This is a genomic window from Kitasatospora sp. NPDC057904, from assembly GCF_042887925.1.
Taxonomy (GTDB): Bacteria; Actinomycetota; Actinomycetes; order Streptomycetales; family Streptomycetaceae; genus Kitasatospora.
On the sequence record NZ_JBHVOL010000001.1, the window covers coordinates 1,115,920 to 1,137,304 of the forward strand.

Sequence of the window (21,385 nt, forward strand, 5' to 3'; positions counted from 1 at the left end):
CGGCGCCGGCCCTCTAGGAGCCCTTGGGGTTGGTGCGGATGACGTTGCCCTTGGGGTCGGTCTCCAGGTAGCCGCCGTCGTAGGCGTCGCTGAAGTAGACCATGATGGTCGGGGTCAGATCCATCATGTCGGGCTTGGCGATCACGTAACGCGACGTGGGCTGGGGGACGTTGAGGGTGTCCTGGGCCTTCTTCAGGACACCCGGGAGCAGGTCCCAGTTGTACTGGCCGAGATCGATGAGCTTGTCGACCGAGGTGATCGAGCCGCTCCCGGCGACGGCCTGCTTCGCGAACTTGCCGTCGCGGTACACGATCCGGTCGTAGCCCTTGGGCTGGCCGGCGACGGGGATCCTCGCGATCGCGTACTCGGGGTAGACGGTCAGGTCCCAGACCATGCCGTTCGGCGCGAACTGGTGCAGGGCGTCCACCACCTTCCGGACACCGTCCGGGGTGAGGAGGTCCACCTTCGCGGCGGGCGTCTCGGGGGCGACGGACGGCAGCGCGAGCCCGGAGGGCAGGGCGACGGCGGGCGTCGAGCCGGCGCCCCCGGAGACCGTCGTGCCGGCCGTGACCGTGGTCGAGGGCGCGGCGGAGCTGCCGTCCTTGTGCAGGTACCAGTTCAGGCCGCCGTAGCCGATCCCGAGGACGACGACGGCCGCCACGGCGAAGGGCGCGAGGCTGCGCCGCGTCGGAGCCGTGACCGGGGTGGGAGCCGTGACCGGGCCCGACGGGACGGCGTCCATCGGCGGCATCGGCGGCGGCCCGGGCCGCAGGTTCGTCGTCTGCACCGTCATCGGCGGGGGCGCCGGGAATTCGTGCTCGGCCGCCGCGAGCATGCGGTCGAACTGCTCGGCGTCCGGGCGCACCGCCGGGTCCTTGGCGAGCACGGCGGACAGCAGCGGCCCGAGCGGGCCGGCCCGGTGCGGGGGCGGGAGCGGCTCGTCCAGGACGGCGGCGAGGGTCGCGAGGGTGCTCGCGCGGCGCAGCGGGTGGTAGCCCTCCAGCGAGACGTACAGCATCATGCCGAGCGACCACAGGTCGGAGGACGGGTTGCCCTCCTGGCCCCGGAGGCGTTCGGGTGCGATGTACTCGGGCGAGCCGATGAGCGCGCCGGTCGCGGTGAGGGCGGTGGCGTCCTGCATCGCGGCGATGCCGAAGTCGGCGAGCACCGGGGTGCCGTCGGGGCGCAGCAGGACGTTGCCGGGCTTGACGTCGCGGTGCTGGATGCCGACGGCGTGGGCGGCACGCAGCGCGGACAGCACGCCGCGGCCGATCCGCGCGGCCTCGGCGACGCCGAGCGGGCCCTGGCCGAGCCGGTCGGCGAGGCTGCCGCCGGAGACGAGCTCCATGACGAGCCAGGGGTGCGGGTGTTCGGGGGTGTCGACGATGTGGTGGATGACCACGACGTTGGGGTGCTGGAGGCGCGCGAGCGACCGCGCCTCGCGCAGGACGCGCTCGCGCAGCTCGCGCGCGGCGGCCGGATCGGCGGCGGCCACGGCCGGGTCCGGCGGCCGGACCTCCTTGAGGACGACCTCGCGTTCCAGGGCGGTGTCGCGGGCGCGCCAGACCAGGCCCATGCCGCCACCGCCGAGCTGCTGGAGCAGTTCGAACCGGCCGTCGATGAGGCGTCTTTCCGCCCCCGGTGCATTCATGGGCGTCATCGTAGGGGGCGGCGGGGACACCTCGTGCACGAGGTGGGGACGACTCGTGGCATGACCGGCACAAGCCGGGGAAATGAGGTGGAGGACCATCAGGGACCGGTCCGTACCCTCACCATGTCGGGATCACCATGAGAAGACTCGCGATACGTCTGCTGTCGCTCGCAACGACCCTGTGCGCACTGGCCGTTGGCCCTCCCCCGGCCGCTTCGGCCGCCGCGGTGCAGGCGCCGGTGGCGCTCACCGGGGCCCAGCTGTCGGCCTCCTGGACGGGGCCGCTGAGCACCCGGGGGCGGTACGTCGTCGACGCCGGCGGGAACCGGTTCAAGCTGATGTCGGGAAACTGGTCCGGGGCGCAGGGCACTTGGGAGGGCAGTGGGGACCCGAACGACCCCGCGGACAACCAGGCCGGGCAGGTCTCCCACGACATTCCGCTCGGCCTCGACCGGGCGCCCCTGGCGGACATCCTGGCGGGCTTCCACGGCCTCGGGCTGAACAGCGTGCGGCTGCCGTTCGCGGACGCGATGATCCACGACGGCACGGCCGTCCCGGACGCCGCCGTCGCGGCCAACCCGCAGCTGCGCGGGAGCACGCCCCTCCAGGTGTACGACGCCGTGGTGGCCGCCCTCACGGCGGACGGGTTCGCCGTCGTCCTGAACAACCACACGACCACGTACCGGTTCTGCTGCGGACTGGACGGCAACGAGCGCTGGAACAGCGGCCAGTCGACCCAGCGGTGGGAGGACGACTGGCTGTTCATGGCGAACCGCTACCGCGACAACAAGCGCGTCGTCGGCGCGGACCTGCGCAACGAGGTGCGGCGGGACACCTGGGACGACCCCAACTGGGGCATGGGCGACGCCCACGACGAGTACGCCGCCTTCGAGGAGGCCGGCAACCGGATCCTCCAGGCCGACCCGGACCTGCTGATCATCATGGAGGGCATCAACTGGCAGGGCATCCCGCTCGCGGGCCTGCCGCACGGCCGGCCGATGCTCACCCCGGTCGCCACCCTCTCCAACACCCTCGTCGACTCCGGCAAGCTCGTCTACTCGGCGCACTTCTACGCCTACACCGGCCCCGCCAACACCGGCGCGGGCAGCGGTCCCGGCGCCACGAGCGACCCGCGCTACCAGGACTTCACGCCCGAGCAGCTCGCCGCGGCCGTGGACGACGAGGCGCTCTTCGTCACCCGGACCGGGCAGCACTTCACCGCGCCGGTCTGGATCAGCGAGTTCGGCGCGGGCGGGCGCGGCTCGACCGACGCCAAGGAGCACTCCTGGTTCGACACCTTCACCGCGCTCCTCGCCGCCCGCGACGCCGACTTCGCCGTGTGGCCGCTCGTCGGCTGGCACAACAATGGTGTACCGCAAGACAGTTGGGCACTCCTGCACTACGACGCGGCCGGACGGCGGCTGAGCATCGAGGACCCGGGCGACTGGCGCGCCGACGACTGGAACCGGCTGGTCACCGCCCCCTCGTACACCGGGCAGGTGCCGGACGCGCCGCACTGGAACATGCTCGACCTCGACCACGCCGACCAGAACGTCTCCCGGCACATGCTCGCCCTGCCGGACTGGAGCAGCGGCAACCGCAAGGGCGACTGCCCGGACGGACAGCGGCTGATCGGCCTCGGCCGCGGCTCGGGCCGCGGGCTCTGCACGGACGCCGGGCAGCCGGGCACCGGCGCTGGCGAGTGGGTGGCGGTGACCGACGAACGCTACGTCACGGGCGGCGACTGGGCCTCCGGCTACAACAAACTCCAGTGCCCGGACGGGGACTTCGCCGTCGGCTACAGCGTCCGCAACAACGCGATGGCGGCCCTGCTGTGCGCACCGGCCACCGGCCCGCTGCCGACCACCGGACGCGTCCTGTGGTTCGACCACGGCGACAACCGGCCGCCGGCGTCGACCGGTTCGGACTCCGCCGCCGGCGACTGGGCCCCGGGCTCCTACAAGGGCCAGTGCGCGGCCGGCGAGTACGTCGCGGGCGTCGCCATGACGTGGCGCCGGCTGCAGTACGGCGTGCCGGACGCGCTGCTCTGCCGCCCGCTGGGCTGAGCCGCTCCCCGGGCCGCCCTCGTGCGGAGGGCGGCCCGACCTCCCTTTCGGGTCGCGGACTTGGTTGATCACCCAGTTCCGGGGCGTTCGCCCTGTGCCGGGCACCAGTAGTCCCTACGATCGGGCCGTTGCTTCAATCGGTCCGCCCTCGTGCCACCCGACCCTGGAGGAACCCTCATGGCTTCACGCCCGATCTTCCGCCGCACCAAAGACGTTGCCCCGACCCGCCGCCTCACCTCCGCCGGAACGGCGCTGGTCGTCGGCGCGCTGCTCGTCCTCGCGGCGCCGGGCACGGCCGCCGCCAACAGCGTCGCCGTCACCGTGAAGACGCCCGGCGCCACCAGCGGGCCCACCACGATCGACTCGTCCATCTCGACCAGCGCCCACTGCACCAGCGGCCTCGTCTCCAGCGGCGGGATCGACCAGACCAACGGGACCGGCGCCGGGTCGAACGGCAACCACGTCCTCGGCACCGAGCCCAGCTCCGACGGCAGCACCGAGTACACCGGCACCACCGGCGTCGTCGGCACCGACGTGACGTACTGGATCGCCAAGGGCGGCAGCGGCGGCCAGGTCAACGCCGGCTTCTCCACCACCCCGTACGCGCTGTGCCTGACCAGCACGCTCATCAACCACACCCAGGTGGTGATGAACAAGGCCAACACGCCCACCAGCGCGGCCACCGTCGGCCTGGTGACGGCGAGTTGCCCGTCCGGCACGGCCCTGCTGGGCGGCGGCGCACTCGTCACCCCGAACAACACCGGCAACCTGAAGGCGATCGCGAGCTTCCCGACCTTCAACGACGCCGCCCACGACTACGGCCAGAAGGCCGCCGCCGACGGGGACACCAACCCCAACGCGTGGAGCGCCGTCGGCTGGGACAACAGCACCAACACCGGCAACGAGACGTACGCGTACGCCATCTGCAGCGGCAGCGGGATCAACGTCAGCGGCGTCACCGTCAAGGTCCGCTTCACCGAGGCGACCGGCCCCAACACCGGCGGCACCGGCCAGAACACCACCGCCACCTGCGGCAGCGGCGACGGCAACCTGATCTCCGGCGGCGCGGCCGTCAGCGGCGGCTCCGTCACCACCACCGACTTCACCGGCCCCGGCTCGGCCGGCGACCACCTCAACGGCAGCTACCCGAGCGACTCCAGCGGCAACCCGGTCTCCGACGGCACCACCACGGCCGTGTCCTGGACGGCGTTCACGCACACCGGCGGCACGGGCTCGACGACCACCCACTCCGACGTCTGGGCCCTGTGCGCCAACGACGGCGTCTGAACCCCCTGAAGCACCTGAAGCACCTGAACCACCGGAAGGCACTGACAATGAGACCCTCTCTTCTGGCCAAGGCGGCCGTCCCCGGCGCCCTGCTCGCCCTCGTCGCGCCGAACGTCGCGCACGCCGACTCCGCGAGCGTCACCGTGGCCAACCCCGGTGCCACCATCGGACCGGCGACGCCCTTCACCGGCGTCTCGGCCCACGCCGACTGCGAGGACGGGCTCGTCTCCGGCGGCGGGATCACCCAGACCACCGGCGACGACCGGGCCGGCAACGGCAACCACGTGATGGGCATCGCGCCCGGCGCGGACGACCTGAGCGAGTTCACCGGCACGCCCGGGGTGGTCGGGCAGGACGTCACCCACTGGCTCGCCTTCGGCGGCAGTGGCAGCAACTACAGCCCCGCGTTCTCCAGCACGCCGTACGCGATGTGCCTGGACAGCAACCGGATCCGGCACACCCAGGTCGTCATGAACAAGGTCGCCGGGCCCTCGCTCTCGCAGGACTCGCGCCTCGTCACCGCCACCTGCCCGACCGGCACCCGGCTGATCGGCGGCGGCGCCCGCACCACCCCCGCGAGCGTCGGCAGCCTCAAGCCGATCGCGAGCTTCCCCACCTTCGCCGACGCCGCCCACGACTTCGGCAAGAAGGCGGCGGCCGACGGGGAGACCAACCCCGACTCGTGGACGGCCGTCGGCGGCATCGGCGGCGGACGCGACAGCGGCAACACCACGTTCGCGTACGCGATCTGCACCGGGGACCACGTCAAGGTCAAGAACCTGACGACGAAGGTCGGCTTCACCGAGGTGGCCGGCCCGACCGTGGCGGGCACCTCCGGCACGGCGACGGTCGGCTGTTCCGACGACGCCGACGAGCGCCACAGCCACTGGAGCCTCGTGAGCGGGGGCGCCGCGGCCAGCGGCGGCCACGTGACGACGACCGACTTCTCGAAGGCCGGCTCCGGCGGCACCCACCTCGTCGGCAGCTACCCGAGCGACGCCGACGCCACCCCGGCCGAGGACGGCACGGACGACCCCGACCACTGGTCGGCCACCGTCCACGTCGGGGGCTCCCCCTCGCCGAACACCTACACCGACGCCTGGGCCCTCTGCCTGAGCACCCACCCGGTGCACGGGGACTGAGAATCGGCTGAGCCCCGGTGCGCGGCGCGCCCGGGGCTCAGCACGCCGTGACGACCTCAGCCCCAGGTCCCGACGCACCCGAGGGACGGACCGTCCAAGGGTTCGACCCTTCTCCTCGGCCGCAGCACTAGCACTCGACCTCGTAGGCGCCACCAGTGCACGTACGAGAGTGATCACTGTGGTCCAGGGAGGCGAGCAAGACGATGAGGCCGAAGACCAGAGTCAAGCCGAGAAGTATGACCCCGCAGCCGGGCGACGGATTGTGGTCTTTGTAGTCCATGCGTCCCCCTTCCCCCTCTACCTAGTGCTCCCGGCGCGTTCCAGCCACCCCCGTACCGAGCGCTGCGAGCGAGGTCCCTGACCGAGCATGCCGGGCGCGTCGAAGTGCTGGGCACGCACGACTCGTTGGCCGGCGGCCACCCTGACCGGGACGGTTGAGCGGGGATCGGCGGCCAGGGCCCCGGACCTCCGCTGGGCTGCCTCCAGGGCCGGGGCATCCAGCAGTTCCGGCCCGCCTGCCTCGGCCAGAACTCGGCGCAACGCCGGACCGGCCGAGTACTCATCGCTCGTCATGGCGGACCGGTGTCGGCCGCTTGCTGTGTCCGGCCCCTCTGTTCGCAGGAAGTCGGCCGGGCCGACTTCCTGCGCACAAGCCTGTCCTGCGTCAGGACGGATAGACGATCGAACCCAGCGGCGGGCAGGGGATGAGCATCGTGCCGATGCCGGGGCGTTCGACGAACGCCCGCGCCTCGGCGGCCTGTTGGCGGCGGGTGTCCAGATCGTCGGCGTACCAGGCGTCGCTCCTGGCACGGGTGTAGTCCCACGAGCCGTCGATGAGGCCGAGGCTGACGTTGCCGGCGCTGCGCTGGAAGTCCGCCTTCACGGCGGCCTGCCGGAGTGCGGTCTGCGTGGCGGCGAGGTCGAGGCGGGTGATCAGCACGCCGGGGGTGTTCGGCTCGCGGGTCGGCATGGGGGCCTGCGGGAGTAGCGACACCCCGGTGTCGAGGCGGCCGATGTTGTCGACGGTCGCCTGCTGGGCCTCCCTCGCCGCGATGTGTATCTCCCGGTGCAGCCAGAGGAACTCGTCGAGATCGGCCGGGGTGACGCGCATCCGCTCGTACAGGGCCCTGAACCGGGGATCGCGGTGCAGCGGGCGCACGAGCGGCATGTGGAACGCCACGCAGTCGTTGAACCCGTTCACCACCGCGGCGTCGAAGTGGAAGAGGCCCTGGTCCACCTGTCCCTGCGCGATGGCCAGACCACCGAGACCCGAGTGACCCGACGCGACGAGCCACCTGCCGTCGGGGCCGAGCGCCGTGGCGCGCGCGACGACGTCGTGGAGGCCCGCGGTGACGTCGACGCCCCGTGGGGCGAGGCCGTGGGTCATGACCGCCACCGAAAGGTCGTGCATGCGGGCGGTCAGTGAGGTGACGGTGTCGGCCATGGATCTCCTCGGTGGTGGTGAGGTGGCAGGTGCTCAGGCTTGGACGAGCCGGCCCTCTTCAAGACCGTCGAGGACGAATCCGTTGTCGAAGCGCACCCGGTAGGTGGTCCGAGCGCCGGATCCGGCGTCGAACGCTCCCACCCGGGCGACCTTCTGGCGGAGGTCCTCGACGAGGCTCGCCGCGAAGCCGTCGAGCCGGGCGCCGCGCATGTGCTGATCGAAGCTCGCGAGGTGGTCCTGGCCGACGCCGCCGGCCGCCGTGGTCGAGCTCACGACGGTTCCCGCCAGGCCCTCGGCAAGGAACAGCGGGCCGGGGACGCCGATCCCGGTAGCCGCGTCACCTGGGGTGACCTGCGTATCCCCGGTCAGCCTGACCCTCGTGCCGGTCTCGTACGGCATGGGCGTGCCCCCCATCGTTCGATCTTGGGCTGGATCGCCGCCAGCGTAACCGAGTTGACTTGGGGAGAAACGGTGTTCGGCAAGACTCGGGAGCTTCACGACTCGGCGGGCCGGTGAGGGTTCATGGGCTTGGCTTGACGCCACGTCACGACCGCCCGGGCTCCGGCGAGCAGGTCGGTGAGGATCTCCTCGTCGCAGGTGCCGTCCGACTCCGAAAGGCTCCTCTCCAGCGCTGCCACGTCCCTGCCGATCGGATCCATGCCCATGTGGTCGAGTGCGAAGGTCAGCAGCTTGCGGTGCCGGGGGCCGTCCGCCAGCGCCCGGGCACGGAATAGCTCAGCTCGCAGACCCTCGGCGTCAAGGACCTCGCATCGCGCCGCGAGGGCGTAGAAGTCTCTGCGGGCCCAACCCACAATGGTCTGGAAGTCGTGCTCGCACAAGGTGTCCTGGAAGCAGGCCAGGAGAAGGGCGGACCGGGCGGTGAACCATGCGGAGCCCGAGATCAGGACGCAATCCACCTGCCCGGCCCGAAGCCGCACGCCGTCGGCGACGAGCCGGCGGGATTCGGGCTCCGAGGGCTGTTCCGTCGATCTGACGCGACGAAGCTCGTAGAAGAGGGATCGGTACGTGTCCAACGACGGCTCGTCGTCGTCAGGTCGGCGCGCGTGATGTTGGGCAATGACAAGCGCGCGCTCGATGATGTCCGTCTCGTTCCGGCCCAGGAGGGCGCCGCCTGGCAGTAGGTCGACGGTCATCTCTTCCGGATCGACACCGATTTCCAGATACCGGCCTGCGACTTCGTTGATGGCCGTCTGAGTCCAGCGGGGACCTCTTGGGATCCGGCGGGCGGGACGGGTCGTACTGCGAGCCAACCACCGCTGAGCGCGGATGGCGCCGGGCGGCCTACGCGCCATCGGCCTTTCGGGTCTGCATCATGGCGCCCATCATGCCAGGGCCGACGGGAACAGTCAGCGGGTGGGCCCGGCGGAAAATGACAGCACCGACCCACCGGCCCGGATTCAGAAGACCCTCACCGCCGGTCAACGGTCGGCTCGCAACCATCTCCACAAGCTCGCGCTGGACGTCCACACGCACTCGATCAGATCTGCGCTCGACCGACCGCGACGCCGATCCGGCCGGATATTCCACTGCCCGCCGACAGCACGATCGACTATGTTGCGGTGTCATGAGCGGCGGCGGCCAGTCGGTGGACATTGCTGGACTCGATGGCGCCTGGAACAGGTCGTGGCCCAAGTGCCCGCCGGTGGCGCACCGCCTGCGTCGCCAGTTCCGAGAGCGCTGGGTCCGCTTCCACGCCCTCCCGGAGGGCAAGAGGTACGCGACCTCGGACGCCGAGCACGCCGAGATCCTGCGTCGTCACCACACGCTTCTGCAGGATCTCCTCGGCGACGTCACGGTCGGCGGCGGAGGCTTGGTGGCGATCACCTGCTCCTGGTCCGCGACCGGTGTCCCGACTCCGCGAGATTCTGCGGTCGCTGCCACCACGCCCGGGGCCGCGCACTGGCGAAGCGATGACCTGGCCACCGACCCGGGCTTCCACTCGTGGCAGCACCACTACGTCTCCGCGATGGACCTGCACGACCCCGCACTGGACCGGCTCCTGCTCTGCGTGGCCGACGACATGACCGACGGCGTCATCCTGACCGGAGCCGGCTGTGCATGGGCTGTCCACCCCTATGACGGCGGCGTGGACGTCTTCGCCGGGAGTACCGAGGTACGCGACCGACTCGCCGGCAGGTTTGCGGAGTGGCTGCCGTCGACGCGGCAGGGGACATGAGCCGGAACGGCGCCAGGAGGATTCGGGCGACTCGGCAGCTCTGGCCAGGCGGAGATCAGGTCGCTTCGAGGCGAGCGCGGTCTCCAGCAGAAGGATGAGCCAGGGCGGAGCGGCGGCGGCGATCTCGGTACGCGGACCCACCTGGGCCGGAGTGAACACCCCTGTCTCGGCGCCTCGTTGATGGCGTGCAGCAGGCGCCCAGCACTTGGTGGGCCCGGTTCCCGCGTTTCGCTTCCTGTGCAGAGGCTGCGGGCCAATGGTCAGCGGATCGGGACGGGGATGCCTCGGAGGAGGAGGGGGCGGCCGGAGCCGTGTTCCCAGGCGTCCCAGGCGTCGTGGACGCGGCGGGCCTGGTCGGGCGGCATCACGGTGTCGAGCAGGTAGCAGGGCACCCAGTGCAGGGCGCGGATGTTGGCTGGTGGGCGGTGCAGAGTCACGGCCTTGGCCTGGCGTGGGGTCACGATGCCGCCCGCGTAGACGAAGTTGATGCCCTCCGGGTAGTTCTGGCGGGAGACGTAGTCGACCGTGAGGATCGTCCGCAGCGGCAGGACGAGCCCGGTCTGGGACTCCAGGTGGCGGCGGGCGGCGAGGTGGGGGAGCTCGTCGGCCTCGGCGCTGCCGCCGGGGAGGGTGTAGCCGTCGCGGTAGACCGGGTCGACGAGGAGGACGCAGAGTTCGCCTCCCAGGTCGGCGTTCTCGTGGAGGACGAGCGCCTGCTGGCCCAGGCGGCGGGCGGGCGGCTTGCGCATGAGGTGGTCGTTCAACTCTGCTCCTGGAGCTTTGACTTGGTTGGGTGCAGTTCCCCGAAGGTGTTCCACAGCGGCAAATCCGCCGGCGGCGAGGGAACTCACGTGGAGCCAGGCGAGGAGGACATCGCCCGGATTCACGCCGGCTCGTCGTTGAGGAGCCGACGGCGGGAGTGGGCGCCCGAACCGGGGGCGATCTGCCGGGGATTGAGGACGCTGACCTGATCGGCCCGCGTGGTCCATTCGATGCCGCCGCCGATGGGCCGGAGGTACATGACGCCCGCGCACTGCTCCATGAAGACGCCCTCACGCGGCAGGCCGTCGTCGAGGTGCCCGCGATCGATCACCACCTCGTGGAGAAGGGGGACTTCGGACAGCACGGATCTCTGGTCTTCGAACATGGGGGTCTCCGTAGTCGCACAGCGCTATCGGTGCATCACCTGGTGTAGCCATGGTGGCGTGATTGCCCCTACCATCGGAAGGGTTTCAGATCTCTAGTTGACTCGACTTTAAAGGTGAACGATCTTGGCCCGTAGACAAATTGATCCAACGTCATCTCCCCTCGCCGCACTTGCGGTTCAGATCACCAGGTCGCGTGAGGCAAAGGGGCTGACACAGATCGAGCTCGGCAGGCGAGTCGGGTACTCCAACGTCTACATCTCGAATGTCGAGGGCGCCAAACAGGCCCCATCTTTAAAGTTCGTAACTCTCTGTGAGGCCGAGCTTGGGACCGACGGTTCACTTGAGCTCCTGTGGTGGAGCTGGAAGAACGGATCGTTGATCCCGGGTTTTCCGGAGTACGCGGCCAAGGAGCGAGAGGCCTTGGCTATCAGGCTCTTCGAGGTGGACATGGTGCCGGGCATACTGCAACACCCGGACTACAGCGCCGCCTACGAGTCAGCTCCGGTTCGACGCGGAGAAGCAACGCAGGAACAGGCAGACGAGCGACTACAGCTCCTGTCCGTACGTCAACGACTCCTGGACCGCTCGACTGTCCACGTGGCCCTCGACGAGGCGGCCATTCGACGTCCGATCGGCGGGCCGGCCGCCATGGCGCGCCAACTGAGGCACTTGGAGCACCTGGCAACACAGCCCAACATCGTTGTGCAGGTCGCTCCTTACGCACTCGGCGAGGAGCGCCCGTTCTCGCATTCAGTGACGCTGCTCACCCTGCCGAACCGCACGATGGTGGGGTACACCGAGACGCTGCAACGAGGTTTCCTGGAACAGGACTCCGGGGTCGTATCCAGATGGGCAGGACAGTACGATCGGCTGCAGGTGAACGCCCTCAATCAGCCAGACAGCCTGGCCATGATCAGGGAGGCTCGGAAGGACTATGAACGGGATGCAAGACGACCTGACCGGCGCAGCATGGCGGAAGAGCACCTATAGCAACGGACAGGGCGGCTGCATCGAGGTGGATGACTCGCACCCTGGCAGGGTGCGGGACTCCAAGGACCCTCAGGGGCCGACCCTCGTGTTCCCGACCTCGGCCTGGCGATCGTTCGTCTCCGCCGTCCGAGCTGGCGAGTTCGGCGAGATCTGAACCTCCGAGACGGTGGAAGCGCTGCCCACGACGGCATCGCTTGTGACCATCAGCACGGCACGAAGGGGCTGTTCAACATGAAGGTTGGCCTGACCGGCGCTTCCTGGATCAAGTCCTCGTACTCCAACAACGGCGGTGACTGTGTTGAGGTCACCTCCGACTTCCCCGGTCTCCTGCCCGTCCGCGACTCCAAGGACCCCCAGGGGCCGGCCCTGATCTTCCGCACCGAGGCCTGGCGGTCGTTCGTCTCCGCCGTCCGGACCGGCGAGTTCGGCGAGATTTGAAGCGCTGGACGAACTCTGCACGACTCAGGCCGCCCGCTCTACCCGAGCGGGCGGCCTACTGCGCGAGAGGGGGCGCTGGTGGTCTCCGCACTGCTGACAACCCCGGCCCTGCCCACCGCACCGGCCACGCGCATGCCGCAGCGCACGATGTGGAGCAAGGGCTACGATCCCTTCAAGTCGGACCTTGCCCGGGCCGGCTCGCTCAAGCTGATCAGGCTGGTGCGGAGGAGTTTTGAAAGCCATGCAGCACATTGACCTTTCCAGCGCCCAGTGGCGCAAGAGCACCTTCAGCGGCCAGGGCGGTGACTGCATAGAGGTCGCACCCAACATTCCCGGTCTACTGCCCGTCCGCGACTCCAAGGACGCTCAGGGGCCGACCCTAATCTTCCCCGCCGAGGCCTGGCGATCGTTCCTCGCCGCCGTCCGGGCCGGCGAGTTCGGTGAGATCTGAAGCCTCGGAGGAGATCCGCAAGTTCACCGCGCGAGAGGAACATCATGACCCCTCAGGTGCACCCGACCGGCGCCTCATGGCGGAAGAGCACCTACAGCAACGGCGGCGGCGGCTGCGTCGAAGTCGACGACGCGCACCCGGGCAGGGTCCGTGACTCCAAGGACCCCGATGGCCCCGCGCTCGTCTTCCCCGCCGAGGCCTGGCGGTCGTTCGTCTCCGCCGTCCAGGCTGGTGAATTCGGCGAGGTCTGAACCTCCCCCGGCCGCCCGCTCTACCCGAGCGGGCGGCCTGTTGCGTCCCCAGCCACAGCGGCGAGTTCGTCGAGCAGGGCGGCGACGGCGGCGTCGGTGAACCGGTAGCCGTCCACGGTCTCGGTGAGGTGGCCCGAGGCGATGCGGGAGTTCCACCACTCTTCAAGGCGGGCGGGGCCGTATCCGCCGGTGCGGAAGCCGTACGGCTCGTGTGCCGGGCCGCAGCCGGTGATCATGAGCTCGTACGTCGCCAGCGTGCAGGATCCCTCGGCCTGCGGAGGCGTCTTGAGGTACTGCTCGAATGAGTCGACCCGGTTGAAGCTGGTGAACAGCCAGAACAGGTAGTCGTACATCAGCATGGAGCGCGCGTCGGAGTGAAGGGCGAAGAACCCCTTGTCCCGCACGACGGCCTCCGCGAGCGCCCGCATTCTCCGGTCCGCGTCGGGCAGCACGTCCGCGACCTCGCCGAAGGCACGCAGCAGGACCGGGGAGAAGCTGCCGTCGCGCACCATGGCGAGCTCGGCGAGCCGGTCCTCCTCCGAGGTGTCGTAGACGGACTCGTCGACCAGGCCCGTGACGAACGCCTCGAAGTTCTCCGCGACCAGGGTGATCGCGAAGTCGTTCTCCTGGTCGACGTGCACCACGGTCGGCTCGCCGTCCGGACCGCACGCGCGGTAGTCGAGGGCGAGCATGTCGTGGCCTGCCGAAGGCGTGTCGGCGAAGTAGACACCGATGTCGGGGTACTCCCACATGTCGATCCAGAACAGGCTGCCGAACTCGCCGCCCAGCGACTGCGGCCGGGCATGCCCGATGCCCCGGATGCCGGTGATCTCGATGTAGTCGTCGGCCCAGGACGTCGGCTCGGCCATGGGGAAGCAGGTCCGGGTGGGAATGCCACCGTTGTGCGCGGTCATCAGCGCGACATAGGAGTCGGGCAGACGGTATCCGCCGAGCTCGTCCTCCAACGCCTCGATCAGTTCCCGCGAGGGCGGCGCCTCCTCCACGTAGTCCTTCAGCGCGTACGGCGAGTCGTCCCAGAACCCGGCGACGTCGAAGCCCTCGAAGTGTCCCACTGCACCCTCCCGCGTCAACTCGTCCGGCGATTGTACGTTCGGCCCCGCGCGCGGACCGCGGTCGCCCAATCCCCTATCACTACCGCGTGATACACCTGTATCATCAGGAGCCTCGGCCAAGGTGCCGAGCTTCTCTTCCGAGCCATGCATCCAACCCATGCCTCCGACCCGGAAGGTCCTCCGAACATGCCAAGAATCTCCGCGCTCCTCATAGGCGCGTTCCTCACCGCACTCGCCCTGCCCGCTACACCGGCCGTGGCCTCAACGCCTGTTGCCGTCACTGACGCGGGAACCGTCCAGGGCACCGCCCACGACGGGTACCGCACGTTCCAGGGCATCCCGTACGCCGCCCCGCCCACCGGCGATCTCCGCTGGCGCGACCCGCAGCCCGTCACTCCGTGGTCCGGCGTACGTGACGCCACCGCACCCGGCAACCGCTGCCCCCAGGGCGCCACCGGCGACGAGGACTGCCTCTACCTCAACGTCACTGCCCCACAAGGCGCCAAGCGCCGCCCGGTCGTCGTCTGGCTGCACGGCGGCAGCTTCACTGGCGGCGCCGGCAGCGACTATGACCCCCACCGCATGGCCGTCGACGGCGACGCCGTCGTCGTGACGGTCAACTACCGGCTCGGCATCTACGGCTACTTCGGCTACCCCGGCCTCGCCGGCTCCGGCGACTTCGGGCTCGCCGACCAACAGACCGCCCTGCGCTGGGTGCGCCGCAACGCGGCGGCGTTCGGCGGCGATCCCGGGAACGTCACGCTGGCCGGGCAGTCGGCCGGCGGGATGAGCGTGTGCTCCCAGCTCACCTCGCCCTCCGCCGCAGGGCTGTTCGACAAGGCGATCATCCAGAGCGGGTCCTGCCTCATCGACTACCCGAAGGCGCTCTTCTGGCCGACCATGCCCGCCGGCTCGCCCTGGACGAGCCGGGCCGCCGTCGAGTCAGCGGGCAGTGCGCTCGGCACCGCCCTCGGCTGCACCGACGTCGACTGCCTACGCCACAAGCCCGCCGCCCAACTCGTCGACCATCTCGGGCAGTTCGCCAAGCCCGCGTACGACACCTCGCTGCTCCCCACCGAACCCGCCCAAGCGCTGCGGGAGGGCCGGTTCAAGCGCGTCCCGGTCCTCCAGGGCGGCACGCGCGACGAGCACCGCGGGTTCGCGGCCGTCCTCAACCTCGGGCACCCGATCACCGAACAGGGCTACCACGACCTCCTCGTGCAGAGCTTCGGCGACCAGGCCGATGCCGTCGCCGAACGCTACCCGGCGAGCGACTACCCCTCCCCCGCCGTCGCCTGGGCCACCGTCGCCACCGACCGGATATGGTCCTGCCCCACGCTGGCGGGCGACCGCCTACTCGCGCGCCACATCCCCGTGTACGCCTACGAGTTCGCCGACCGCACAGCCCCCGTGTCGGCCGGCCTCCCGCCCGGCTTCCCCTACGGCGCCTACCACGCCTCGGAGTTGCCGTACCTGTTCGACGTCACCGGCCTGCCGGCCACGCTCGACGCCGACCAGCAGCAGCTCGCCAACCGCATGATCCGCGACTGGGCGCGCTTCGCCACCACCGGACACCCGTGGCAGCGGTTCGACGACAGCGAGGCGCACAGCTTCACCACGGACGACGGACCTCGGACCGTCGACCTGGACGACGAGCACAACTGCGACCTCTGGACGTGAAGTTGCCTGAGGGGTGCCGGAGAGCCGGCACCCCTCGGGTCGGTTCAGACAAGCGACGCGTGCGACGGCACGACCACGCCGTACAGGTCGGCGATCGTCGCGAGCGCTCCGTCGTGGATCTGCCCGGCGGGCAATTCCCCCCCGCCCGACGGCAGGGTGCGCGTCGCGCACGCGTCGGCGACGACGGTCGGCCGGTTGCCGCGCAGGAAGGCGCCGGCCGTCGTGAAGGCCACGCACATGTGCGTCATGAAGCCGGCCACGACGACGTCCTCGTGCCCGGCCGCATCCAGCCGCTCGCCGAGGTCGGTGCCGACGAACGCGTCCGGGACCTGCTTGACCACGACGGCCTCGCCCTCAACCGGGGCCACCGCCGGGTGGATCCGCCCGATCTCGGCCCGGACGTCGTACGGGGTGCCCTCGCCGCCGTCGTTGACGATGTGGATCACAGTGGCCCCGGCCTCCCGGGCCCGGGCGAGGAGCGCGGCACCGGCGTCCAGGGCGGCCTGCCAGCCGTCGAGCTCCATCACGCCACGGGTGTAGGTGTTCTGGTAGTCGACCATGATCAGCGTCGCGGCGGCGAGCGAGGCGGGCGTCTCGTCGAGGCCGTTGAGCGCGCGAAGGGTGGTCGTGGACATGGGTGTACCGCCTCGGGTCGATTCAAAGGGAATGTCGGTCACTGCGGTGACCTGCGAGAACAACGCTAGGCGCGCTCACCGCACGTCGGCAATGCCGTCTAACATGCAGAAACCGACATCACCGACTGCGACACCACCGACTGCGACACCACCGCCTGCGACACCACCGAAGCTGGGAGACGCCGTGGCCCCCGCCGAACGACTCATCGTCATCGTCATGTTCGAGGGCGTCGACCTGCTCGACGTCACCGGGCCGCCCGAGGTGTTCTCGCTCGTGCGGCGCGAGACGGACGACGCCACCGGCTACCGCGTCGTCCTCGCCGCCGAGACGGCCGCCCCGGTCACCACCGCCGCCGGGGTGCGCGTCCTGCCCGATGTCACCTTCGACGAGGCGGCCGGGCGGGCGATCGACACCCTCCTCGTGCCCGGCGCGGTCGAGGTCGACGGCGAGCGCCGGGTCAGCGCCGTCACCGATCCCGCCGTCGTCGCCCGGGTGAAGGAGCTCGCCGCGCACGCCCGGCGGGTCGCCTCCGTCTGCGTGGGCGCGCACATCCTGGCCGCGGCCGGGCTGCTGGACGGCCGGCGGGCCACCACCCACTGGTCCACCGCGGGCCAACTCGCCGCCGAGTACCCGGAGATCGAGGTCGACGCGGACCCGATCTTCATCCGCGAGGGCGACGTCTGGACCGGCGCCGGCATCAGCGCCTGCCTGGACCTGTCGCTCGCGCTCGTCGCCGACGACTTCGGCGAGGAGCTGGCGCTGCGCGTCGCGCGGCAGCTCGTGATGTACCTCAAGCGCCCGAGCGGACAGAGCCAGTTCAGCGTCCCGCTCGAACCGGTCTCGACGACCCGGCGGACCGAGGACCTGCGCCACCACATCACCGCGAACCTCACCGCGCCGCTCACCGTGGCCGACCTCGCCGCCCACGCGCACGTCGGGGAGCGGCAGTTGACCCGGATCTTCAAGACCGAGCTCGGCACGACCCCGAGCGCCTACGTCGAGTCGGCCCGCGTCGAGCGGGCCCGCAACCGGCTGGAGACCACCGACGAGACGCTCGAACGCATCGCGTCCACCTGCGGGTTCGGCACCACGGACACGCTGGTGCGGGCGTTCCGGCGCCAGCTGGACACGACGCCGACGGAGTACCGCCGCCGCTTCCGGACCGTCCGGGGGTGAACCGGTCCGCGCCAGGCCCGTGCGGCGTACCAGGCCGCACTACCACGTGTGGAGGGGCGCCGTCTCACCGCGCAGGCATGGACTCCAGGCCCTTGAGGCTGGCGGTGATGACCTGCGTGAGGTCTTCCCGCTGTCCGAGGGCCAGCGCTCGGGTCCAGTAGCCCCGGGCGGCCGTCGTCTGCCCGAAGCCGGCGTGCACGGTGGCCGTCTCCTGCAATGCTGTCGCGACAGCGTTGTGGTCCCCCAGTTCCTCGGCGATGGACAGTGCCTCCTGCAGGGCTGACAGCGCGTCCTGGCGCCGTCCGAGGACTCCCAGGGCCTTGCCCAAGTCGGTCAAGGCCCTGGCCATCAGGGAGGGCAGACCGCTGCGGCGGAACATCCCGAGGGTCTGACGGTAGATCCGTTCAGCGGCCTCGGCGTTCCCTGTCTCCATGTGCAGTCCGGCCAAGGTGCTCAGGGCCAGGTGGGTGTCCCGACCGTTCACCCTCCGGAACAGGTCGATGGACTCCTGGACGGCCGTGAACGCCTCCTCGAGTCGGCCCTCCTCGTGGAGGATCACCGCCCTGATGAGCAGGACCACGGCCAGGCCACCCTTGATGCCGTCCTCGGTATAGATCTTCTCTGCGGCGTCCAGGTGGGTCAGGCGCCCGGCATGGTCCCGGGTGGCACCGGAAATCTTCGCGAGGACGAGGTGCAGAAGGGCCACGGCCCTCCGCTCGTTGTGGGCCTGCGCGAGCACCATGGCGTCTCTTGCGATGGCGCTCCAGTGGCCCTCCCACCAGTAGCCGGCTCCGTAGCCGATGAGCATACCGGCGATGTGCCAGGCCCGTTGGGGCCGGCAGGAGTCGCCCGCCCGGTGAACCACCTCTCTGATTGCCGGCATCTCGCGACGGAGCCAGGCCAGGGCTTCGTGGGGAGAGGCAAGGCGGGGCAGTGAGGCAGGGGAGGGAGCGGGTTCGGCCGCGAGGGTGTCGTCCCAGTACGGGGAGCACAGCAGGCCGGCGTGGTGGACCGCGTGGGCGTACCAGGCGAACAGGCGGTCCCGTGCAGCCTCCTGGACCTGCGGGGACTCCTGGGTGCGCGCCAGTTCGGCCGCGTAGCCCGCGACCAGATCGTGGAAGTGGTAGGTACGGGAGACCGACGACTGGAGCATCTGGGCGTCGACCAGGGTGTCCAGCAGATCGAGGGTGGTGTCCACGGGTTCGCCCAGCAAGGCCGCGGCCGCTTCCGGTGACAGCGGGTGGTCCGGCCACAGACCCAGTAGGCGGAAGGCCCGGGCCGATGCCGCCTCCTCGGCCCGGCCGCTGTCCAGGAGCGCCTGGTAGCTCATGGCGAACGCAGTGCGCACCGAAGTGTCCGCCGCGGTCGCCGCCTTCAGCGTCCTGGGCGGGCCCTCCAGCTGGTCGGCGAGCACGCTCAGCGACCAGTTCGGACGGTTGGCGATGCGACCTCCGGCGAGGCGGATGGCCAGCGGCAGGCCGCCGCACGCGGCCAGGATGCGCCGGGCGGCCTCCGGCTCTGCGGCGAGCCGGTGCTCGCCGCAGACGGTGGCCAGCAGATCACGGCCTTCCGGGCCGAGCGGATGCAACGGGACGCGAACGCCGTCCAGCTGCCCGGACGGAGCCCGACGGGTGGTGACGATCACCCCGGACGCGCCGGTCCCGGGAAGCAGCGCGGTGATCTGGGCGACGTCGCGCGCGTTGTCCAGGACCACCAGGACGCGGCGTCGTGCGAGGGCGGCACGGTAATGGGCGGCCCGGTCGTCGGGATGGTCCGGCAGGGTCGGCCCGCTGACGCCCAGGTCGGTCAGGAACCGGCCCAGTACCTCGTGGGGTTCGCGTCCGGGGCCGGAGCCGTAGCCGTTGAGATCGGCGAACAGCTGGCCGTCCGGGTACGCCGCCCGCAACAGGTGGGCCGCGTGCACGGCCAGGGTGGTCTTCCCCAGGCCGCCCATGCCGTACACGATCACCAACGGAACGGGCCCCTCGGGCTCGGCCGCAACGGTCGGCTCCGACAGGCGGAGCGCGGCGGTCACCAGCTCCAGCTCGGAGTCGCGGCCGACGAGCACGTCGGTGCGCCGGGGCAGTTGGGACGGGACGTCGGCGGCGGAGGGCCGGGGCGGGGTCCGGTCCGTGGCCAGGATCTCCTGATGGGCGTCGCGCACCGCGCGGCCGGGGTCGATGCCGAGTTCCTCCGCGAGTGCTGCACGCAGGTTCCGGTGCACCTCGAAGGCCTCCGGGGTACGGCCACAGCCGTGCAGCGCCAGCATGAGCTGGGCGTGGAACACCTCGTGGAGCGGGTGCTCGACGGTCAGAGCGGTCAGGCCCGCGATCAGCTCCCGGTGCCGGCCGGTGCGCAGGCCCGCGGTGAAGGTCCGTTCGAGCAGGGCGAGGCGGGTCTGCTGCAGCCGTGTGGCCTGCGGCGATCCGGCGAGCACCGGAACGTCGCAGAACGGCTCGCCCCGCCACAGGGCGAGAGCTGGCTTCCCCACCACCTCGACGGTCGACCAGTCCTGCCGGTCGAACGCGTCGCGGACGCGGTCGGCGGCGGCGGTGAACGCGATGAGGTCGAGTTCGTCCTGTTCCACGAGCAACGAATAGCCGTGGCGCGTCGAGCACAGCCGGGTCCCGTACGGACCGAGCGCCGTCCTCAGGCGGTTGACGTGGTTCTGGAGGGAGGACACCGCCGTACGGGGCGGTGCGCCCTCCCACAGCATGTCGACCAGGCGGTCTACGGGCACGCTCTCACCGAACCGCGCGGAGAGCACGGCCAGGAGCCTACACACCATCGGGCCGGGGATCTCCAGCCGCCGTTCGTCGAGTTCCACCTGCAGCGGTCCGAGCAGCCCGAGCCGGATTCCCATGTCACCGTCCCCCGAAGTGACGATTGCTCACACCGGTCCATGTCGATTGTGATCGCCATATTAGAGGACTGTGAGCGGCGAGCGGAACGATCGGCACAAGCGTCCGGTCGGGGGCGAACGGCGCCCTTGACGGCCCTGTCCCCGCCCGGTCGGCGACCCGTAATCCTCTTCTATGGAGAACGTATGCGCACGAGTAGCTCCCCTGTCCGCGCCGTATCCGTGATGCTCGCCATCGGTCTGTCCACGATCGTCCTGGGCTCGGCTCCGGTGCACGCCCAGTCGAATCCCGGAATCGATTACGTCATACCAGGGCAGGGCATACCGCCGACCGCGCTCACCGCTCGGGCAGCGGCACAGATCAGCCGCTCCGAGGTGCTGGCCAGGGCCCAGTCGTGGGTGGGGCTCGGCTTGCCCTACAGCTGGGACGCGACCCACGACGGGTACCGCCAGGACTGCTCGGGCTACGCTTCGATGGCCTGGCGGCTGGGCACCCCCGGCCTGGACACCACGAGTTTCATCCCCGGCGGAGTCGCGTCAAAGATCGAAAAGAGCCAGCTGAAGCCGGGCGACGCACTGCTGAACGACGCCGCGGGCAAGGACGGCCACATCGTCCTGTTCGACCGCTGGGCCGACGATGCCCACTCCTCCTACGTGGGTTACGAGTTCAGCGGCTCCGGCGTCCACCACCGCACCATCCCGTACCCGTACTTCCCCGACTACATCAGGGGCAACGGCTACGTCCCGGTCCACAACAACAGCGTCGTCGACGACGCGACCCCGCCGTCGAACCCGCAGGTGCCGGCCTCGTCGTTGGTGTCGGGCCGGGTCGCGACGGTGTACAACCCGGACACGAAGACCTCCGAGGCGTTCGCCATCGACACCGCCGGCACGC

21 protein-coding genes and 1 pseudogene are annotated in these 21,385 nt (G+C 70.5%); 13 read left to right on the top strand and 9 right to left on the bottom strand.

Translation table 11 applies throughout. The features are described from left to right. Positions 1-13: 13 nt before the first annotated feature. Complete coding sequence (locus tag ACFVSN_RS05145) at positions 14-1,651, bottom strand: protein kinase (protein WP_380507718.1); 1,638 nt, start codon at positions 1,649-1,651, stop codon at positions 14-16. Positions 1,652-1,788: 137 nt separating this feature from the next. Here ACFVSN_RS05145 and ACFVSN_RS05150 point away from each other — a divergent pair, with 137 nt between their 5' ends. The 3 genes from ACFVSN_RS05150 to ACFVSN_RS05160 all read left to right on the top strand — a co-directional run bounded on the left by ACFVSN_RS05150 (position 1,789) and on the right by ACFVSN_RS05160 (position 6,146). Further along, positions 1,789-3,717 (top strand): cellulase family glycosylhydrolase, encoded by a 1,929-nt coding sequence (locus tag ACFVSN_RS05150; protein ID WP_387599433.1) that lies wholly within the window; start codon positions 1,789-1,791, stop codon positions 3,715-3,717. A gap of 177 nt (positions 3,718-3,894) precedes the next feature. Beyond that, entirely contained in the window at positions 3,895-5,004 is a 1,110-nt protein-coding gene (locus ACFVSN_RS05155; RefSeq protein WP_387599430.1) for a hypothetical protein, read from the top strand. Positions 5,005-5,051: 47 nt separating this feature from the next. Further along, positions 5,052-6,146: a hypothetical protein gene (locus ACFVSN_RS05160; protein ID WP_380495771.1), complete on the top strand. Its 1,095-nt coding sequence runs from the start codon at positions 5,052-5,054 to the stop codon at positions 6,144-6,146. Positions 6,147-6,810: 664 nt separating this feature from the next. Here the strand turns inward: ACFVSN_RS05160 and ACFVSN_RS05165 are convergent. The 3 genes from ACFVSN_RS05165 to ACFVSN_RS05175 all read right to left on the bottom strand — a co-directional run bounded on the left by ACFVSN_RS05165 (position 6,811) and on the right by ACFVSN_RS05175 (position 8,744). Next, entirely contained in the window at positions 6,811-7,590 is a 780-nt protein-coding gene (locus ACFVSN_RS05165; RefSeq protein ID WP_387599427.1) for a hypothetical protein, read from the bottom strand. 33 nt (positions 7,591-7,623) lie between these two features. Continuing rightward, complete coding sequence (locus ACFVSN_RS05170) at positions 7,624-8,004, bottom strand: hypothetical protein (RefSeq protein ID WP_387599424.1); 381 nt, start codon at positions 8,002-8,004, stop codon at positions 7,624-7,626. 80 nt (positions 8,005-8,084) lie between these two features. Next, positions 8,085-8,744 (bottom strand): hypothetical protein, encoded by a 660-nt coding sequence (locus tag ACFVSN_RS05175; protein WP_387599422.1) that lies wholly within the window; start codon positions 8,742-8,744, stop codon positions 8,085-8,087. 431 nt (positions 8,745-9,175) lie between these two features. On the opposite strand from ACFVSN_RS05175, the gene ACFVSN_RS05180 reads away from it, so the two are divergent. After that, entirely contained in the window at positions 9,176-9,787 is a 612-nt protein-coding gene (locus tag ACFVSN_RS05180) for a hypothetical protein (RefSeq protein WP_387599419.1), read from the top strand. A gap of 260 nt (positions 9,788-10,047) precedes the next feature. On the opposite strand, the gene ACFVSN_RS05185 is transcribed toward ACFVSN_RS05180, so the two are convergent. Beyond that, entirely contained in the window at positions 10,048-10,551 is a 504-nt protein-coding gene (locus ACFVSN_RS05185) for an NUDIX domain-containing protein (RefSeq protein WP_387599416.1), read from the bottom strand. A gap of 119 nt (positions 10,552-10,670) precedes the next feature. Further along, positions 10,671-10,934, bottom strand: a complete 264-nt coding sequence (locus ACFVSN_RS05190; protein ID WP_387599413.1) for a hypothetical protein — start codon at positions 10,932-10,934, stop codon at positions 10,671-10,673. Positions 10,935-11,058: 124 nt separating this feature from the next. On the opposite strand from ACFVSN_RS05190, the gene ACFVSN_RS05195 reads away from it, so the two are divergent. The 6 genes from ACFVSN_RS05195 to ACFVSN_RS05220 all read left to right on the top strand — a co-directional run bounded on the left by ACFVSN_RS05195 (position 11,059) and on the right by ACFVSN_RS05220 (position 13,065). Beyond that, on the top strand, positions 11,059-11,925 hold the full coding sequence (locus tag ACFVSN_RS05195; protein ID WP_380495754.1) for a helix-turn-helix transcriptional regulator: 867 nt from the start codon (positions 11,059-11,061) through the stop codon (positions 11,923-11,925). Continuing rightward, a complete protein-coding gene (locus ACFVSN_RS05200) occupies positions 11,879-12,079 on the top strand; it encodes a DUF397 domain-containing protein (RefSeq protein WP_387953701.1) in 201 nt (66 codons plus the stop codon). The genes ACFVSN_RS05195 and ACFVSN_RS05200 overlap by 47 nt, the downstream gene beginning before the upstream one ends. A gap of 77 nt (positions 12,080-12,156) precedes the next feature. Beyond that, a complete protein-coding gene (locus tag ACFVSN_RS05205; protein WP_387599410.1) occupies positions 12,157-12,363 on the top strand; it encodes a DUF397 domain-containing protein in 207 nt (68 codons plus the stop codon). 78 nt (positions 12,364-12,441) lie between these two features. Beyond that, complete coding sequence (locus ACFVSN_RS05210; RefSeq protein WP_380495748.1) at positions 12,442-12,618, top strand: hypothetical protein; 177 nt, start codon at positions 12,442-12,444, stop codon at positions 12,616-12,618. After that, positions 12,605-12,814: a DUF397 domain-containing protein gene (locus ACFVSN_RS05215; RefSeq protein WP_387599408.1), complete on the top strand. Its 210-nt coding sequence runs from the start codon at positions 12,605-12,607 to the stop codon at positions 12,812-12,814. The genes ACFVSN_RS05210 and ACFVSN_RS05215 overlap by 14 nt, the downstream gene beginning before the upstream one ends. A 44-nt stretch (positions 12,815-12,858) precedes the next feature. Next, positions 12,859-13,065: a DUF397 domain-containing protein gene (locus tag ACFVSN_RS05220; protein ID WP_387599405.1), complete on the top strand. Its 207-nt coding sequence runs from the start codon at positions 12,859-12,861 to the stop codon at positions 13,063-13,065. A 20-nt stretch (positions 13,066-13,085) separates the two neighbouring features. Here the strand turns inward: ACFVSN_RS05220 and ACFVSN_RS05225 are convergent, their stop codons facing one another. Further along, positions 13,086-14,138, bottom strand: a complete 1,053-nt coding sequence (locus tag ACFVSN_RS05225; RefSeq protein WP_387599402.1) for an SMI1/KNR4 family protein — start codon at positions 14,136-14,138, stop codon at positions 13,086-13,088. Positions 14,139-14,324: 186 nt separating this feature from the next. Here ACFVSN_RS05225 and ACFVSN_RS05230 point away from each other — a divergent pair, with 186 nt between their 5' ends. Then, on the top strand, positions 14,325-15,818 hold the full coding sequence (locus ACFVSN_RS05230) for a carboxylesterase/lipase family protein (protein ID WP_387599399.1): 1,494 nt from the start codon (positions 14,325-14,327) through the stop codon (positions 15,816-15,818). Positions 15,819-15,862: 44 nt separating this feature from the next. Here ACFVSN_RS05230 and ACFVSN_RS05235 read toward each other — a convergent pair whose 3' ends face one another. Next, positions 15,863-16,453 (bottom strand): isochorismatase family protein, encoded by a 591-nt coding sequence (locus tag ACFVSN_RS05235; protein WP_387599396.1) that lies wholly within the window; start codon positions 16,451-16,453, stop codon positions 15,863-15,865. A 217-nt stretch (positions 16,454-16,670) separates the two neighbouring features. Here ACFVSN_RS05235 and ACFVSN_RS05240 point away from each other — a divergent pair, with 217 nt between their 5' ends. Beyond that, positions 16,671-17,630: a GlxA family transcriptional regulator gene (locus ACFVSN_RS05240; protein WP_387599478.1), complete on the top strand. Its 960-nt coding sequence runs from the start codon at positions 16,671-16,673 to the stop codon at positions 17,628-17,630. A gap of 64 nt (positions 17,631-17,694) precedes the next feature. On the opposite strand, the gene ACFVSN_RS05245 is transcribed toward ACFVSN_RS05240, so the two are convergent. After that, positions 17,695-20,493: a BTAD domain-containing putative transcriptional regulator gene (locus tag ACFVSN_RS05245; RefSeq protein ID WP_387599393.1), complete on the bottom strand. Its 2,799-nt coding sequence runs from the start codon at positions 20,491-20,493 to the stop codon at positions 17,695-17,697. Between the two features lie 183 nt (positions 20,494-20,676). Between ACFVSN_RS05245 and ACFVSN_RS05250 the strand changes: the two are divergent. Next, a pseudogene (locus tag ACFVSN_RS05250) lies at positions 20,677-21,385 on the top strand (VCBS repeat-containing protein); the annotation flags it as partial.

Excerpts from the sequence above, each read along its gene's own strand:
- ACFVSN_RS05165 (WP_387599427.1), bottom strand. The coding sequence starts at position 7,590 with ATGGCCGACACCGTCACCTCACTGACCGCCCGCATGCACGACCTTTCG.
- ACFVSN_RS05145 (WP_380507718.1), bottom strand. The coding sequence starts at position 1,651 with ATGAATGCACCGGGGGCGGAAAGACGCCTCATCGACGGCCGGTTCGAA.
- ACFVSN_RS05240 (WP_387599478.1), top strand. The coding sequence starts at position 16,671 with ATGTTCGAGGGCGTCGACCTGCTCGACGTCACCGGGCCGCCCGAGGTG.
- ACFVSN_RS05200 (WP_387953701.1), top strand. The coding sequence starts at position 11,879 with ATGCAAGACGACCTGACCGGCGCAGCATGGCGGAAGAGCACCTATAGC.
- ACFVSN_RS05190 (WP_387599413.1), bottom strand. The coding sequence starts at position 10,934 with ATGTTCGAAGACCAGAGATCCGTGCTGTCCGAAGTCCCCCTTCTCCAC.
- ACFVSN_RS05150 (WP_387599433.1), top strand. The coding sequence starts at position 1,789 with ATGAGAAGACTCGCGATACGTCTGCTGTCGCTCGCAACGACCCTGTGC.
- ACFVSN_RS05170 (WP_387599424.1), bottom strand. The coding sequence starts at position 8,004 with ATGGGGGGCACGCCCATGCCGTACGAGACCGGCACGAGGGTCAGGCTG.
- ACFVSN_RS05220 (WP_387599405.1), top strand. The coding sequence starts at position 12,859 with ATGACCCCTCAGGTGCACCCGACCGGCGCCTCATGGCGGAAGAGCACC.
- ACFVSN_RS05235 (WP_387599396.1), bottom strand. The coding sequence starts at position 16,453 with ATGTCCACGACCACCCTTCGCGCGCTCAACGGCCTCGACGAGACGCCC.
- ACFVSN_RS05160 (WP_380495771.1), top strand. The coding sequence starts at position 5,052 with ATGAGACCCTCTCTTCTGGCCAAGGCGGCCGTCCCCGGCGCCCTGCTC.
- ACFVSN_RS05215 (WP_387599408.1), top strand. The coding sequence starts at position 12,605 with ATGCAGCACATTGACCTTTCCAGCGCCCAGTGGCGCAAGAGCACCTTC.
- ACFVSN_RS05205 (WP_387599410.1), top strand. The coding sequence starts at position 12,157 with ATGAAGGTTGGCCTGACCGGCGCTTCCTGGATCAAGTCCTCGTACTCC.
- ACFVSN_RS05175 (WP_387599422.1), bottom strand. The coding sequence starts at position 8,744 with ATGACCGTCGACCTACTGCCAGGCGGCGCCCTCCTGGGCCGGAACGAG.
- ACFVSN_RS05180 (WP_387599419.1), top strand. The coding sequence starts at position 9,176 with ATGAGCGGCGGCGGCCAGTCGGTGGACATTGCTGGACTCGATGGCGCC.
- ACFVSN_RS05155 (WP_387599430.1), top strand. The coding sequence starts at position 3,895 with ATGGCTTCACGCCCGATCTTCCGCCGCACCAAAGACGTTGCCCCGACC.
- ACFVSN_RS05245 (WP_387599393.1), bottom strand. The coding sequence starts at position 20,493 with ATGGGAATCCGGCTCGGGCTGCTCGGACCGCTGCAGGTGGAACTCGAC.
- ACFVSN_RS05230 (WP_387599399.1), top strand. The coding sequence starts at position 14,325 with ATGCCAAGAATCTCCGCGCTCCTCATAGGCGCGTTCCTCACCGCACTC.